At 61.2% G+C, this 16,094-nt stretch carries 12 protein-coding genes; 8 read left to right on the top strand and 4 right to left on the bottom strand.

What is annotated here, in order from left to right:
* Window positions 1-21: 21 nt before the first annotated feature.
* The 3 genes from MK6180000_RS05745 (at window position 22) to MK6180000_RS05735 (ending at window position 5,302) form a co-directional block, all read left to right on the top strand.
* The gene (locus MK6180000_RS05745) at window positions 22-2,781 is read left to right on the top strand and encodes an aminotransferase class I/II-fold pyridoxal phosphate-dependent enzyme (protein WP_138933867.1); all 2,760 of its coding nucleotides are present in this window, start codon (window positions 22-24) and stop codon (window positions 2,779-2,781) included.
* 65 nt (window positions 2,782-2,846) lie between these two features.
* On the top strand, window positions 2,847-4,304 hold the full coding sequence (locus tag MK6180000_RS05740) for a biotin carboxylase (protein ID WP_138933866.1): 1,458 nt from the start codon (window positions 2,847-2,849) through the stop codon (window positions 4,302-4,304).
* A 5-nt stretch (window positions 4,305-4,309) separates the two neighbouring features.
* Window positions 4,310-5,302, top strand: coding sequence for a C45 family autoproteolytic acyltransferase/hydrolase (locus tag MK6180000_RS05735; protein WP_171054556.1), 993 nt, complete (start codon window positions 4,310-4,312; stop codon window positions 5,300-5,302).
* A 31-nt stretch (window positions 5,303-5,333) separates the two neighbouring features.
* Here the strand turns inward: MK6180000_RS05735 and MK6180000_RS05730 are convergent, their stop codons facing one another.
* From MK6180000_RS05730 to MK6180000_RS05720, 3 genes are all read right to left on the bottom strand, one after another.
* The gene (locus tag MK6180000_RS05730) at window positions 5,334-6,335 is read right to left on the bottom strand and encodes a GlxA family transcriptional regulator (RefSeq protein WP_138933865.1); all 1,002 of its coding nucleotides are present in this window, start codon (window positions 6,333-6,335) and stop codon (window positions 5,334-5,336) included.
* Between the two features lie 63 nt (window positions 6,336-6,398).
* Window positions 6,399-7,178 carry an inositol monophosphatase family protein gene (locus tag MK6180000_RS05725; RefSeq protein ID WP_138933864.1) on the bottom strand — a complete coding sequence of 260 codons (780 nt, stop codon included), beginning with the start codon at window positions 7,176-7,178 and terminating at the stop codon, window positions 6,399-6,401.
* Entirely contained in the window at window positions 7,175-7,951 is a 777-nt protein-coding gene (locus tag MK6180000_RS05720) for a DeoR/GlpR family DNA-binding transcription regulator (RefSeq protein ID WP_138933863.1), read from the bottom strand. Before MK6180000_RS05720 ends, MK6180000_RS05725 begins: the two co-directional genes overlap by 4 nt.
* 202 nt (window positions 7,952-8,153) lie before the next feature.
* Between MK6180000_RS05720 and MK6180000_RS05715 the strand changes: the two genes are divergently transcribed.
* The 5 genes from MK6180000_RS05715 to MK6180000_RS05695 all read left to right on the top strand — a co-directional run bounded on the left by MK6180000_RS05715 (window position 8,154) and on the right by MK6180000_RS05695 (window position 15,532).
* Window positions 8,154-9,092, top strand: a complete 939-nt coding sequence (locus MK6180000_RS05715; RefSeq protein ID WP_138933862.1) for an ABC transporter substrate-binding protein — start codon at window positions 8,154-8,156, stop codon at window positions 9,090-9,092.
* 101 nt (window positions 9,093-9,193) lie between these two features.
* The gene (locus MK6180000_RS05710; RefSeq protein WP_138933861.1) at window positions 9,194-10,213 is read left to right on the top strand and encodes a quaternary amine ABC transporter ATP-binding protein; all 1,020 of its coding nucleotides are present in this window, start codon (window positions 9,194-9,196) and stop codon (window positions 10,211-10,213) included.
* The gene (locus MK6180000_RS05705; RefSeq protein ID WP_138933860.1) at window positions 10,210-12,207 is read left to right on the top strand and encodes an ABC transporter permease; all 1,998 of its coding nucleotides are present in this window, start codon (window positions 10,210-10,212) and stop codon (window positions 12,205-12,207) included. Before MK6180000_RS05710 ends, MK6180000_RS05705 begins: the two co-directional genes overlap by 4 nt.
* On the top strand, window positions 12,204-13,097 hold the full coding sequence (locus MK6180000_RS05700) for a phosphotransferase (RefSeq protein ID WP_138933859.1): 894 nt from the start codon (window positions 12,204-12,206) through the stop codon (window positions 13,095-13,097). Before MK6180000_RS05705 ends, MK6180000_RS05700 begins: the two co-directional genes overlap by 4 nt.
* On the top strand, window positions 13,094-15,532 hold the full coding sequence (locus MK6180000_RS05695; protein ID WP_138933858.1) for a GcvT family protein: 2,439 nt from the start codon (window positions 13,094-13,096) through the stop codon (window positions 15,530-15,532). The genes MK6180000_RS05700 and MK6180000_RS05695 overlap by 4 nt, the downstream gene beginning before the upstream one ends.
* A gap of 70 nt (window positions 15,533-15,602) precedes the next feature.
* Here the strand turns inward: MK6180000_RS05695 and MK6180000_RS05690 are convergent, their stop codons facing one another.
* On the bottom strand, window positions 15,603-16,073 hold the full coding sequence (locus MK6180000_RS05690) for a c-type cytochrome (protein ID WP_138933857.1): 471 nt from the start codon (window positions 16,071-16,073) through the stop codon (window positions 15,603-15,605).
* Between the last annotated feature and the right edge of the window lie 21 nt (window positions 16,074-16,094).

Below are 16,094 nucleotides of genomic sequence, written 5' to 3'. Positions count from 1 at the left end.
CAATAATAGCGGGGAATTAATATGCATTCGATGGCAGACTATTATTCAGCGGTTCAACTGCGGTCCGACAGGTGGAGTTCGCTGCGCGAAGCCTCCGCGGAGTTGGTGCGCGCGGACGGCGGGCGCGGGTCCAAGGGTCTGATCGAGAAGATCGACAACTTGCTGGACCAACTGGCCCCGATAGAGACATATTGGGCCTTTCCCGGCACTCCTGCCTTTGACGTCCTGCGCCGCCACTTCGATGCCGGACATCATGAAGAGTTGTCCCATACCGTGCAGCGCATCACGCGCGCGCTGACCAGCGGCGCGTACCGCCGGCGACATATCCCATTGGATCGCGACAGCGTCGACGCAGACGATCACGAGGACGAGGCGATGCAATCGCTAGAGGCCCGTGCCCTGACCAAGCCCTATTTTGAGGTGATGGTCGTCGACAACCTGAACGAGCATCAGGAGCGCTGGTTGAAGTCAAATTTCCAGCGGATGCGCCGCCCAGAGGACCCCTTTCACTACGAGGCGGTCGTCGTGCCCAGCCTTCAGGATGCACTATTGGGGGTACTGTTTAATCACAACATTCAGGCCATCGTGGTGCGCCCCGGTCTGACGCTGACGTCGAAAATGGTGCTGCCCATCCTTGAGCGGTATCTGAAACGCGCCGGCGGCATGAAGGCGCTGGAGGAGCTGGACCCTAGCAACTACGGCCCCGAGCTGTGTCGCATGATCGCCCGCGTGCGGCCCGAATTGGACGCATACCTCATCACCGACCGCTCGGTCGAGGATATTGCGGGTCTGGACCTCGGCATCTGCCGCCGCGTGTTCTACAACCAAGAAGATTTCCTAGAGCTGCACCTGAACATCATCCGCGGCGTTCAGGCGCGCTACAAAACGCCGTTCTTTACTGCGCTGGTCGAGTATTCCAAGCAGCCGACAGGCGTGTTTCACGCGATGCCCATCAGCCGGGGCAAGTCCATTTCCCGGTCGCACTGGATTCAGGATATGGGCGCCTTCTATGGCCCCAACATCTTTCTGGCGGAAACATCTGCCACGTCCGGCGGCCTCGACAGTCTGCTAGAGCCGCATGGCCCGATCAAAGAGGCGCAGCGCCTTGCCAGCCGCGCGTTCGGATCGAAACAGACGTATTTCGCCACTAACGGCACCTCAACCTGCAACAAGATCGTCGTCCAAGCCCTTGTAAGACCAGGAGATATCGTTCTAGTCGACCGCGACTGTCACAAATCGCATCACTACGGAATGGTGCTGGCGGGCGCGCAGGTCTGCTATCTGGATAGTTATCCGCTCAATGAGTATTCGATGTATGGCGCGGTGCCGCTGAAGGACATCAAGCGCCAATTGTTGGAGCTGAAAGCCGCCGGAAAGCTTGACCGTGTGCGGATGCTGCTGCTGACGAACTGCACCTTCGACGGCATCGTCTATAACGTTGAGCGGATGATGGAGGAATGCCTCGCCATCAAGCCCGACCTCGTGTTCCTGTGGGACGAGGCGTGGTTCGCATTTGCCCGCTTTGGCCCGACCTACCGACAGCGCACTGCAATGAACGCCGCAAACAACCTGCGCGAGCGGTTCCGCAGCGACAGCCACGCAGAGGCATATGCCGCCCAGCAGGAAAAGCTGAAGGACGCGGACGCGGAGACGTTGATAAACACCCGCCTCATTCCGCCGCCGACCAGCCGCGTCCGCGTCTATGCCACCCAATCGACGCACAAGACACTGACGTCGCTGCGCCAAGGCTCGATGATCCACGTCAACGATCAGGACTTCAAAGGCGAAGTCGAGGCATCGTTTCGCGAGGCGTACATGACGCATACGTCCACCTCGCCCAACTACCAGATCATCGCGTCGCTGGACGTGGGCCGCAGGCAAGTCGAGCTGGAAGGCTTTGAATTCGTTCAAAGACAGGTTGAGGCGGCGATGTCGATGCGGCGGGCAATCTCGACCCATCCGCTCTTGCAAAAATACTTCAAGGTGCTGACCGCCGGCGACATGATCCCTGAGGAGCACCGCGAGAGCGGCGTTGAGTCGTATTACGATCCCGAGCAGGGTTGGACCGATATCTGGGACTGCTGGGAGAACGACGAGTTTGTGCTGGACGCGACCCGCGTGACGCTGGCCGTTGGTGCCACTGGCTGGGACGGTGACACGTTCAAGACCGAGATCCTGATGGATAAGTACGGTATTCAGATCAACAAGACGTCGCGCAATACGGTCCTCTTTATGACCAATATCGGCACCACGCGATCCTCGGTCGCCTACCTGATCGAAGTGTTGGTCGAAATCGCGCGCGAGTTGGACGAATTGCAGGACGACGCCTCAATGATGGAGCGGCGCGGCTTTGAGAAGCGCGTGGCCAATCTGATGGATGATCTGCCACCCCTGCCCGACTTCAGCCGTTTCCACGATTCCTTCCGCTCTGGTAAGGAAACGCCCGAGGGCGACATACGCTCGGCCTTCTTCCTTAGCTATGACGACAAGAATTGCGACTATTTGGAGCTGGACGGCAGCATCCACGAGGCAATGTCCACCGGGGACGACGTCGTATCGGCGCAGTTCATCATCCCTTATCCCCCCGGCTTTCCCATCCTCGTCCCCGGACAGGTGGTTAGCGCGGAAATCCTGGCATTCATGCGCGCGTTGGACGTCAGCGAAATCCACGGCTATCGCGGCGATCTGGGCCTGCGCGTCTTTACCCAAGATGCGCTGAAGCGCGCGGGCAAAGCTAACACTGCAAGGTTGAAACTTAACGACGCTCGGGCCAATCTATAGCCAGCCAATCTCTGACCAACGACAAAATCAAAAAAAAGACCTACCCAACAGGAGGACCACCCAACATGTCCGCAGAGCTCAAGAATATCTCGGAAATCCGCCGCCACTTTCACCGCAACGAAGATCCGATCTATTTCATCTCGGCCACCAACTTCAACCTTTTGGGGCTGGATGAATGGTGCAAGAACTTCAAGTATATCTGCTATATCGACTGCTACGGCGGCAAACATCCGAACACGTTCGTCCCTAGCGAGCAGCCGCATGCTGAATTCCAGTCGATTGAGGACATCAACAACTATCTGCTGCAGCACAAAGAGGTCATCGACCTCATCAAGCGGCGCGGCGGCAAGCCCAAGTTTGTGTTCCTCATGTTCGACGAGGAAACCGAGCGCCTGTCCAAAGAGCTGGGCGCCGATGTCTGGTTCCCCAAGGCCAAGCTGCGCCAGAAGATGGACAACAAGATCGAGACCGTCCGCATCGGCAACAAGGCCGGCGTGCCGTCTGTGCCAAACACGCTGAGCGTGGTCGAGAGCTACGATAACCTGAAAGAGATTTGCGACAAAGCGGGCCTCGGCCACGATCTGGTACTGCAATCGGCCTTTGGCGATAGTGGCCATACAACGTTTTTCATAAAATCCGAGGCTGATTTCCGCCGCCATGAGCACGACATCGTCGGCGAGGGCGAGATCAAGATTATGAAGCGAATTGATTGCCGCGGATCGGCGATTGAGGGCTGCGCCACCAAGGAGGGCACGATCGTCGGCCCACTGATGACCGAGCTTGTCGGCTTCAAAGAACTGACACCTTATCGCGGCGGTTGGTGCGGGAACGAGATTTTATCGACGGCCTTCCCTCCGAAGGTCCGCCAGAAAGCGCGTGAGCTGACCTTCAAGTTCGGTGAGCAACTGCGTAAGGAGGGCTATCGCGGCTATTTTGAGTTGGATTTCCTGATCGACAAAAAAACCGGCGATATCTGGCTGGGCGAGTTGAACCCGCGCATCACTGGCTGCTCGTCGATGACGAACCACGCGGCCTTTGCGCATGCGGACGCGCCCTTGTTCCTGTTCCACCTGCTCGAATTCTCCAAGAAAAAATTCTCGCTGGACGTGGACGAACTGAACAGCCGTTGGGCCGATCCCAAGATGATCGACAGCTGGTCCCAGATGGTCATAAAGCACACCGACGACACCGTCGACATCGCGACCGAAGTCCCCGAGACGGGCATCTACCGGATGAAGGAAGACGGCAGCATCGATTTCAACCGCTTTGACTATCACCGCCGCGCGGTGGAAAGTGAAAATGAGGCGTTCTTCTTGCGTATTCTGCAGCCGGGCGATTACCGCTATGAGGGTGCCGATATCGGTATTCTCGTCACGCGCGGGCGCTCAATGACCAATGGATTTAAGCTGAATGAGCGTGGCAAGCGCTGGATTCACGGCATCAAGAACGGCGTTCATGGGCGGCCATTGCCGACCGCCGAGGCGGGGCCAGCCCTTGCCGATCCGGCATTCAAGATCATGTAAGTCCCATGCAATTGAACTGGCGCGCAATTTCCGAGGATGATCCCGGCCCTAAATGGGCCGGGCTTTTCCGTGAATACTGGCCCGACTACCATCGCTGGTGGGCGCGCGAGGGTGCCGAGGCGCGGCCAGGCTTCCTCGATAGTCACAAGGCGCTGCGCGCGCATATGCCCGAAATGCTGCCCCTCTACGACCAGCTTGTCGAGCTGGCAGGCGGCAGCGATCAGGCGGCGCGCTTTCTCAGCTTTTACTGTCCGCCACCCTACCTGTCGTCCTGCTCCCAAGCGATCTGGCCGGGGGCCGAGCCCGTTTTAGTGCGCAATTACGACTATTCGCCCAAGGCGTTCGACAGCCTGACATTGCGCACAAAGTGGCAAGGCCGCGCCGTTATGGGCACGTCCGACGGCCTTTGGGGGCTGGTCGACGGGATAAACGATGCGGGGCTGGCGGTCTCGCTGACATTTGGCGGTCGGCGCGTGGTTGGCGACGGCTTTGGCGTGCCGCTGATCCTGCGCTACGTCCTGCAAACCTGCGAGACGGCCGCCGAGGCGGGCCGCGCGCTGGCCCGCATCCCAACGCATATGAGCTATAACGTCACCGTGGTTGACGCCAAGCGGCAGTTCCTGACCGCCCTTATGGCGCCCGACCGCAAGGCAGTGATCACCCATCAGGCCGTCGCGACAAACCACCAAGAGCGGGTGGAATGGGCGAGCCATGCGCGGTTTACCGCAACGGTCGAGCGCGAGCGCTACCTGCTCCAGCGCATGACCCTGCATGTGGAGCCTGAGGAAAAGTTCATCAATGCCTTCTTGCGCCCGCCGCTCTATTCTTCGCGGTTCGATCAGGGGTTCGGAACGCTATACACGGCGGTCTACCGGCCTCAACGGCTGCAAATGGAAATGCGCTGGCCCCGCGCCCGCTGGCCGCTGGACTTACATGATTTCCGCGAGGATACGCGTGTGATTTATACACCCGAAGGGGTGTCATCTGCGGCAGAGTGAGCTGCATCTGGCGCGGCGGACGCCTGCCATTCTACCAACGCTTGCGAAATTTGCCCGGCGCCACGTCAAACTTGGCCCGAAAGGCCCGTGCAAATGCTGACGTGCCGCCAAAGCCTGTGGCGGCGGCGATCTCGGCGATGGGCAGGTCCGTCTCACTTAGCAGCGAGTAGGCGCGCGACAGCCGCATATCAGTGTAGTATCGTCGCGGGCTAAGGCCAGTATGCTGCGAAAAACTTCGCTCCAACTGGCGTTTTGATATGCCCGCCTCGCTGGCGATGGCCTCTACCGTCATCGGCTCTTCCAGATGCAGCTGCATCAGGCGCATCGCGGCGATCAAGTGACTATTGCGGCTGCCAATCACTGCCGAGCGCGCGGTTTGCTGCGGCGCGTGGTCCGAATGGCTGCGTCCGTGCAGGCACATATCCGACACGACCAGCGCGAAATCTGGACCGAAATCATCCTCGATGACGCTTAGCATCAGGTCGGTCGACGCAGACCCGCCCGCCGCCGTCATTAGATCGCCGTCCACCTCATAAAGGTTCGGGGTTGGCACCAAATTCGGAAACGCCTCGACAAAGGCGGGCTGGTTTTCCCAGTGCAGCGTGAACGTGCGCCCGCCCAGCAGTCCGGCTCGCGCCAGCGTGAATGCCCCCGTGCAGATCGCGCCCACCGGTGTGCCATGCGCCGCCTGCCGCGCGGCCCAGTGGATGACGGACGTGTCCACGGTCTCTGCCGGCTCCACGCCCGAACAGATGAAAACGCGCGCCCCCCGCGCTGGCGGGCTAAGGGGCGCGTCAGGCACCAGCGCCAGGTTGTTGGAGCAGCGGATATGCCCGCCGCCGGACGTCATGGTGCGCCAGCGGTACAGCTCCTGCTGCGATATCTGATTGGCAACGCGCAACGGCTCAATGGCAGCGGATAGCGCGAGCATCGTCAGCTTGGGCAACAGCACGAAATCGAACATGCGCGGCGCTGCGACCGGCGCGATGCGAAAGCTGGCCGCGCCTTTGGGGATATAGTCCGATTGGGTCATGTCGCTAAATTTCCGTGAGACGGGCAACACTATATCACGGCGCCACCGCCAGGCCCAGCGACCTCAGCCGTTCAGCATATCCAGCAGCGCCGCGTGCAGCTCTGGCGTGGCCGCCGTGACCACGCGCCCGTCCGATCCCAAAGTCAGCGCGCGCCCGTCCCAGTCGGTCATGACACCGCCCGCCGCCTCGACCAGAGGGGCGAGCGGTAGAAAATCATACGGCTCAAGGCCGATATCCGTCACCGCGTCGATCTGCCCCGCCGCGACAAGCGCGTGGGGATAGCAATCGTAGGACATGCGCCGCGTGTGGCCGATCTTGCATAGCTTCGCAAAAAGTGCCGGATCATGGTCATACGTGCGTTCAGCCTCGTTAATATATACGCGCGCCTCGGCCAATTGCGTGGTCCCGCGTGCCGCGATGGCTGCGCCGTTCAGTGTGGCGCCGCCGCCAAGGATGCCCACATATGTCTCGTTCAAGGCGGGCATACGCACGATGCCCACCTGCGGCACACCCGCCTGTAAATGCCCGATCAGCATGCCGAATCCCGGATACCCGGTCAGAAAGAACCGCGTGCCGTCGATAGGGTCGATGATCCACGCGAGCCCGTCCAGCGACCCGGCTACGCCGAACTCTTCGCCAAAAATACCGTGACCGGGAAATTCGGCGGCCAATGCATCGCGGATCGCCTGCTCCGTCGCGCGGTCAGCGATGGTGACGGGGCTGGAATCGGCGTCATCCTTCGTCTCGACCCCAAGGCCCGCTTGCCGAAAATGCCGCATTGGAACCGCGCTTGCCTCCTCGGCGATACGCGCGGCGATTGATGCTATCTGCTGTAGTTTCATGTCCTTGCCACCTCTACTTTTGTCCCCCATCGGGCCGCCGCCGCCGCCAAATCATCAGGCGGGGGGGCATCCGTGACAAGCGTATCTATGAGCGACGGATCGCACACAGTAATCGGCGCCGCGCGCCCGAATTTCGACGAATCGGCAGCCACGATGCGCCGGGCCGCGCCCTTGATAATTGCGCGGCTGAAATTAGCCTCTTCCAGATCGAACAACATGAAGCCGTCCTTTGCCGTGATGCCTGCCGTCGACAATACGGCCAAATCCGTTTTGAAGTTATCTGCAAACGCCAGTGCCTCTGCACCGAACGCACCGCCGTCATGGGCGCGCAGCGCGCCGCCAGCCATATAAACGCGGTTCCCGCCGCGCGTCGCCAGTTTGTACGCGACCGAGACAGAGTTGGTCACCACCAGCAGATCCGCATGATCGCGCAGGGCATCGGCTATGTAGCTGGTCGTGCTGCCGACATCCAAAAACACCGATCCGCCATCAGGGATCATCCCTGCCACATGCCGCGCTATGCGCTGCTTGGCGCCTGCCGCAATGCTGAGACGATGCTGAAAATCGCCCTCGCCGCCCGCCTCGGCCAGTCGCGCGCCACCATGCATCTTTTCGACGAGGCCCGCATTCACCAACCGCTTGAGATTGCGGCGCACGGTTTCCTCGCTGACATCCAGATCGCTGGCCAATCGCTGCACGCGCAACGATCCGCCGCCCCTGCGCAGCGCGTCGAGAATTTCTTGCTGTCGATGAGTGGGATGGGCGTTGTCCATAGGGCCTGACGATTAAGAACGGGTCATTTCCGAAATGGCATCAGTGCATTTCGGGCGCAAGCGGACCTTGGCACGGCAGCCGTACATATCCAACATAAAACCACATTTAGTGTTGCCATATGTTGGAATCTGCGCTTCACTCGCTGCTATAACGCCGCACCCGATTCAATGAGGGCGGCGCATATTTCAGGGAGTCCCATTAATGAAACGTATCGCCTTCTCCGCCGCCGCGTGCGCCACGCTTGCCGCCTTGCCCGCCATTGCCGAGGTTGAAAGCCAGGATCCGATCCGTCTGACCACGCATGACTGGACCGGCCAGATCATCAACACGACCATCCTTCAGGACGTGCTGCAAAAGGCGGGCTACAATACCGAACTGGTACAAGCCGACTACATCGCGCAATTCGCAGGCCTCAAAACCGGCGATCTGCACGTCGCCACCGAAATTTGGGAAACGACGGGCCGCGAGGCGATGGACGAGGCCGTCGCGACCGGCAACGTCGTTAACATGGGCGAAGGCGGGATGATCGCCATCGAGGAATGGTGGTACCCCAGCTATATGGAGGCGCGCTGCCCCGGACTGCCCGATTGGGAGGCGCTGAACAACTGTGCGTCGGAATTCGCCACGTCCGAAACGGCCCCGCTGGGCCGCTATCTGGGGGGGCCCGTCACATGGGGCGGCTTTGACGAAGAGCGTGTCGAGGCGCTTGGCCTAGATTTCGAGGTGGTCCATGCGGGCACGGATGCGGCACTATTCGCGGAGCTTGAGTCGGCCTATCAGCGCGAGGCGCCAATTGTCTTGTGGCTTTACTCGCCGCACTGGGCCCCTGCGAAATACGATGGTAAGTTCATCGAATTCCCCGAATACTCCAAGGCCTGCTACGATGATGCCTCGGTCGGTATAAACCCGGACGCCGCCTATGACTGCGGCAAGCCGACAGGCCCCATCTGGAAGGTCGCGTGGGCTGGAGTCGAGGATAAATGGCCGGGCGCTGCCGAGATTGTCCGCAACTACACCCTCACTAATGAGGAAATGGGCGCGATGGTGTCGGCCGTTGATCTGGATGGGCAATCCATTGAGGCAGTCGCGGATCAGTGGATGGCTGATAACGCGGCCAAAGTGGACGGCTGGATCAACTAAGCACACGAACCTTCCTGAGGCTAACCGGGGGGCGCGTTTTGCCCCCCGTTTTTCTCTCAAGCCCTGATAATGCCCGCAAGTGGGCCACTCCGAGGTGTTTGATGCCCCGTGCGCGTAAACTTCTTTGCCGCAACGTCTGGAAGCTGTACGGCGCGGACGCGCGCGGCTTTCTAGACCAAAACGCCGACCCTACTGATGCGGACCTCGCAGAGGGCGCCATGATCGGCGCCGTGCGCGCTGCCAATGTCGAAATTCGCGAGGGCGAGATTTTCGTCATCATGGGGTTGTCTGGCTCCGGCAAATCTACGCTTGTCCGGTGCCTGTCGCGGCTGGTGGAGCCGACGGGCGGCGAGATCGAATTTGACGGCGAAGATCTGCTGGCGATGAACGCGGCGCAGCTGACGCAGTTGCGCCGGCGCAAGATCGGGATGGTGTTCCAGAACTTTGCCCTCTTGCCGCATCTGACCGTCTTGCAAAACATCGCGTTTCCGCTGGATGTGCAGGGCGTCGACCGCGCTACCCGCGAGGCGCGCGCGCATAAGATGATCGACATCGTTGGCCTGAAGGGCCGCGAGGATAACTTTCCCCGCCAGTTATCTGGCGGCCAGCAGCAGCGCGTCGGTATCGCGCGCTCCCTCGTGGGCGAGCCCGAGATCTGGTTTCTGGACGAGCCGTTCTCGGCGCTGGACCCTCTTATCCGGCGCGAGATGCAGGATGAATTTATGAGGCTGCAGGGCCTACTGCATAAGACAATCGTGTTCATCACGCATGATTTTGACGAGGCAATCCGCCTCGCTGACCGGATCGCAGTGATGAAGGACGGGCGCATTGTGCAGACCGCCACGCCCGAGGAATTGGTGCTAAATCCAGCCAATGACTACGTCGCCGAATTTACCAAGCATATCCCGCGCGGCAAAGTACTTAGCATCGGCGCAATTATGGCCCCCCTCGGCAGCGGCCCCTTTGCGGGCGATTTGGATGCGGCGTCCCGCATCGCCGACGTGGCCGATTCTGTCGAGGCGGCCCAGCGCCCGTTTCGCGTGACCCAGGACGGAGCGGCCGTAGGCCAAGTGGATGCCGCAGCCGTCGTCGACGTGCTGATCGGACGGCCCCGCACATGAACTGGCGGCGCCTCACCACGCCCAGCGCGCTTTTCTGGTGGGGTTTGCTGGGCCTGACTTGGGCGCTTTCGACCTATTCATTCCCACTTTACAAGGCGCTGGACGCCCGCTGGATCATCCGCTTTCCCAAGGGTTGGCAGCTAAATTTCGAGGGTTGGATATCGTCGGCAATGAAATGGCTGCTGGAGGATGCCAGTTTCGGTCTCTTCACGTTTCAAGAACTGACCCGCTTTATCTCGGCCATCATTGAGGTGCCGTATGACGCGGCACGCGCGCTGTTGGCAGACGGTTTTGTGCGCGGTCTGGGCAGCAATGCGGTCGACATCGCGCCGCCGCTTAGCTGGATCGCGGTTACAGCGCTTATGGTGCTGCTGGCGCGCTACGCACGCGGCTGGGGGCTGGCCGCGCTCGTCGGTGCATGCTTTGTCTATCTGGCGGTCTTTGGCCAGTGGGACAGCGCCATGGTCACGCTGGCGTCCGTCGTCATCGCCGTCCCGATCGGGGTGCTGGGGGGCCTTGCCCTTGGCATCGCGAGCTATCGCGCGGCGTGGGTCGAACGGTCGTTGCGCCCGGTGCTGGACCTGATGCAGACGGTCCCGATTTTTGCCTATCTGGTGCCGATCCTCTTCCTCTTCGGCTTTGGCCCCGTCTCGGCGCTGGTTGCCACCGTGATCTACGCCATGCCGCCGATGGTGCGGGTGGCGACGGTTGCCCTGCAATCGGTGCCGCCTGAGGTGGTCGAGGCCGGCCATATGGCCGGCTGCACAAAGCGCCAGATGATGTGGAAGGTGCTGGTGCCCTCTGCCGCACCGACGCTGATGGTGGGCGTCAACCAAGTCATCATGCTATCGCTGAACATGGTCATCATCGCGTCTATGATCGGCGCCGGCGGCCTTGGCTTTGACGTGCTCAGTGCGCTGCGCCGCCTCGACATTGGCGGCGGCATTGAGGCGGGCCTCGCTATTGTGGTCATCGCCATCGCGCTGGACCGGGTAAGCCAAGCCTTTGCGAGCCGCCTGCCAGACGCGGCGCCCGTGCGCGGCGCAAACATCGCCCAGCGCCATCCCTATCTGGTGGTTGCCGCGCTCATCGTGGTTGTTACATACCTTGCCAGCCTCGCGCTGCCTTTCGTGCAGGACTACCCCGAGCGGTTTACGCTGACGACCAGCGCGTTCTGGGAGGATGCGATGCGCTGGATCAATATTACGTTCTTTGACACGCTGGACACGATCAAATCCTTCTTCCTCACGTGGCTGCTGCTGCCGGTCAAGCGCTTTTTCACTGGCATCCCGTGGGCTTGGGGCATCATCGCCGCTGGTCTGGCGGCGGCGCGCGTGGGCGGCTGGCGCTTGGGCCTGATGGCTGCGGTCATGGCTGGGCTGATCGCGGCTGTGGGCCTCTGGGACAAGGCGATGACGACCGTCTACCTGTGCGGCGTGTCCGTACTGATCGCTTATGCAATTGGCGTGCCGCTGGGCATCTGGGCCGGGCAACGGGCGCGCGCCCATGCTTGGGTCGGCGCGTTCATCGACACGCTGCAAACGCTGCCCAGCTTTGTGTATCTGATCCCGGTGGTGATGCTGTTCCGAGTTGGCGACTTCTCGGCCATGATCGCGGTCGTCCTCTATGCGCTCGCCCCTGCCGTTCGCTATGCCGCGCATGGCGTACGGTCTGTCGATCCGCAGATGATCGAGGCGGGGCTGGTCGCCGGCTGCACGCCCCGCCAATTACTATGGCGCATCAAGCTGCCGCTGGCCGCGCCTTCGCTTCTCTTGGGGCTAAACCAGACGATCATGCTGGCGCTGTCGATGCTGGTCATCACCGCCCTCGTGGGCACGCGCGATCTGGGACAGGAAGTCTATATCGCGCTGACCAAGGCTAATGTGGGTCAGGGCATCGTCGCAGGCCTTTCCGTGGCGTTCATTGCGATCATCGCGGATCGCATGATCTCGGCCATGGCCGCTAAATCCAAGGAAAGGCTGGGCCTGACATGACACCTGATGAGGCAATCCGCATCGCGCGCACTCTGCCCTGCTGGACCACGGTGACAGCCGCTGTGCCGCTGGACGGCGGCATCACCAATCACAACATCAAGGTGACCGATAAGGGCCGCGACTATGTGGTGCGGCTGGGTGAGGATATACCTGAGCATGGCATCCTGCGCTGGCACGAGCTGTCGCTAAGCCGCGCCGCCGCAGATGCGGGGCTATCGCCGCGAGTGCATCATCATGAAACGGGCGCGCTGGTCATCGATTTCATCGACAGCGTGGCACTGACCGAGGGCGATCTGCACGACGCGGCCACGCTGATGCGGGCGACGGACCTGATCGCTCAGGTGCATCGCCAACTGCCGCGCCACGCGCATGGCCCTGTCCTCGCCTTCTGGGTGTTCCACATTCTACGCAGCTATGCCCATGATCTGGCTGAGCGCGGATCGCGCCATGCGCCCGCGCTCGCGGGCCTCTTGGACGAGGCCGACATGTTGGAGCGCGCGGTCGGCCCTGTGAGACTGGTGCTGGGCCATAACGACCTGCTGCCTGCTAATATCTTGCGCGCCGATGATCGCCTCTGGGTGATCGACTGGGAATACGGCGGGTTCAACTCGCCTCTCTTCGATCTGGGCGGCCTCGCGTCTAACTGCGACCTGCCGCGCGGCGCCGAGGAGGCGATGCTGGCGCGCTATTATGGCGCCCCACCCGATGCCGCGTTGTGGCGCAGCTACAGCGCCATGAAATGCGCCTCCCTGCTGCGCGAGACGATGTGGTCGATGGTCAGCGAGCAGACCTCTGTCATCGACTTTGACTACTCCGAATACACCGACAAGAACCTGAGCCGCTATCGCGCTGCGCTGGCAGACCTCAAAGCCAAGGATACCCTGACATGAGCGATTTTCCCAATCAGGCCCGCGCGGTCATCGTCGGCGGCGGCATCATCGGATGCTCCACCGCCTATCACCTTGCCGATCTGGGCTGGGACGTGGTCCTGCTGGAGCGCAAGAAGCTGACATCGGGCACAACGTTTCATGCCGCCGGCTTGGTTGGCCAGCTACGCTCGAACGCGAATATCACGCAACTGCTGGGCTACTCCGTTGATCTTTATAAGCGGCTGGAGGCCGAGACGGGTCAGGCGACCGGGTGGAAGATGAACGGCGGTCTTCGCCTTGCCTGTAACGAGGAGCGTTGGACCGAGGTGAAGCGTCAGGCGACAACCGCGCATTCATTCGGGCTGGAGATGGAGCTGCTGACACCGTCAGAGGCGCAAGAGCTATGGCCGCTGATGCAGGTCGATGACGTGATCGGCGCCGCCTACATGCCCACCGACGGGCAGGCCAACCCATCCGACATTACCCTATCGCTGGCCAAGGGTGCGCGGCAAAAGGGCGCGCGGATCTTTGAAGATACCAAAGTCACCCGCGTCATCATGGAGGACGGCGTCATCAAGGGCGTCGAGACCGAAAAGGGCCGCATCGACACGCCTATCGTTATCGCCTGCTGCGGCCAGTGGACGCGCCAGTTTGCCAAGCAGGTGGGCGTCAACGTCCCTCTCGTCCCGGTGGAGCATCAGTATATGGTGACCGAGCCCATTGACGGCGTGACCCCGGATTTGCCTACTCTGCGCGATCCCGACCGCCTGACGTATTACAAAGAGGAGGTCGGCGGACTGGTGATGGGCGGCTACGAGGCCAATCCGATCCTTTGGGCGAAAAACGGCATTCCCAAGGATTTTCACTACACGCTGCTGGACAGCAACTTTGACCATTTTGAGCAACTGATGGAGCTGTCGCTAGGCCGCGTTCCTGCGTTGCAGACCGCAGGGGTCAAGACGCTGACGAACGGCCCCGAAAGCTTCACCCCCGATGGCAATTTCATTCTTGGTGAGGCCCCCGAGTTGCGCAACTTCTTTGTTGGGGCGGGCTTTAACGCGTACGGTATCGCGGCGGGCGGCGGCGCGGGCATGGCGCTGGCCGAATGGGTCGCCAAGGGCGCGCCGCCATATGATCTGTGGGCGGTCGACATCCGCCGCTTTGGCAGGCCGCATTTCGATGATGACTGGATCCGCGCCCGCACCTACGAGGCATATGGCAAACACTACACCATGGCGTGGCCCAGCGAAGAACACGCGTCGGCGCGCCCCTGCCGCAAGTCACCGCTTTATGACACGCTGAAAGCCCAAGGCGCGGTGTTCGGTGAAAAGCTGGGATGGGAGCGGCCCAACTGGTTTGCCGCCCCCGGCGAAGAGGCGCGCGATATCTATACCTTCCAGACGCCTAATTGGCACACCGCCGTCGCCCGCGAACACAATGCAGCACGCGACGCGGCAGTCCTGTTCGATCAGACGTCATTTGCCAAGTTTGTGCTGAAGGGCGCAGATGCGGAGGCGGCGCTGAATTGGATCGCTGCGAATGACGTGCGCGGCCCGGTTGGCACGCTGACCTATACCCAGATGCTAAACGATCACGGCGGCATCGAATGCGATCTGACCTGCCTGCGCACCGCGCCTGATGAATTCTACATCGTCACCGGCACCGGCTATGCCACCCATGATTTCGACCACATCGCGCGAAATATCCCGGATGGAACGCGCGCGCAGCTGGTTGATGTGACCTCTGCCTACTCGGTTCTGTCGATCATGGGACCGCGCGCGCGCGACATCGTGCAGGCCGTAACTCACGCGGATATGTCGAACGCCGCATTCCCCTTTGGCACCGCGCAGACCATCGGTATCGCAGGCGCGCCCGTCCGCGCGCTGCGCGTAACCTACGTGGGCGAGCTGGGCTGGGAGCTGCACGTTCCCACCGAATATGCCACTGCCGTCTATGCCAAACTGACCGAGGAAGGCGCGCGCCACGGGCTGCGCAACGCAGGTTACCGCGCGATTGAAACGCTGCGCTTGGAAAAGGGATACCGCGCCTGGGCATCCGATATTGGGCCGGATCATACGCCGATTGAGGCGGGGCTTGGTTGGGCGGTCAAGCTAAAGACGAACCTCGATTTCCGGGGCCGCGATGCCTGCATCGCGCAAAGGGCGGATGGCGTGCGCAAGATCATGGCAACATTCACCACCGCGCCAGACGTGATCCTGTCGGGGCGCGAGACGATTTACCGAAACGGCAAGCGCTGCGGCTGGCTCAGCTCTGCGGGTTTTGGCCACACGGTCCAAAAATCCATTGGCATGGGGTATGTGCGCGATGCGGCCGGACTGACGCGCGAGGATGTAATGGCAGGCGCGTACGAGCTAGAGGTCGCGGGCGAGCGGGTGCACGCCGAGGTGCATCTGACTGCGCTCTACGATCCTAAAATGGAACGGGTAAAAGCCTGAGACTTCGCGGCACCAATGAAAAAAGGCAGGCTTTGCGGCCTGCCTTTTTGATCGTTTTGTCTACGGAGGTTTATTCTGCTGCGGCTGGCGCGATGGAATAGAGATATGCGTACAGATCAGCGGCCTCTTGCGGGTCGCGCACCTTCCATCCCATGCGGCTGCGGGCCTTCTTGTCGTCTGTAGCTTTGCGTAGCCAATCTGTCGGATCTTGGACGTAGGCGACAAAGTTTTCCTCGTCCCACATATTGCCAGCCTCGCCTGCCGCGGCCAACGCCTTGCCATATTTGAAACCTTCGACAGACCCAACTTTACCGCCCGCGACGCCGAATAGATTCGGGCCTTGGCGGCCATTGCGGCCCGCCAGCAATTCGCCATCGTCTGATTTGACCACATGGCACGACACACATTGCTTTCCAAACGCTGCTTCGCCTGCGGCGACGTCGCCGCTGGGGGCGGCCATTGCAGTGTCGTCGCTTGCCGCGAAGGCAGGCGCACCTAGCGTCAGTGCGGCGGCGGTTGCCGTTAGAATAAAGCGGTTCATGGTTCCTCCTTGGCCCTTTAC

The sequence above is a fragment of the Roseovarius arcticus genome (assembly GCF_006125015.1).
GTDB lineage: Bacteria > Pseudomonadota > Alphaproteobacteria > Rhodobacterales > Rhodobacteraceae > Roseovarius > Roseovarius arcticus.
This window is presented reverse-complemented; position numbering and strand designations above follow the sequence as displayed.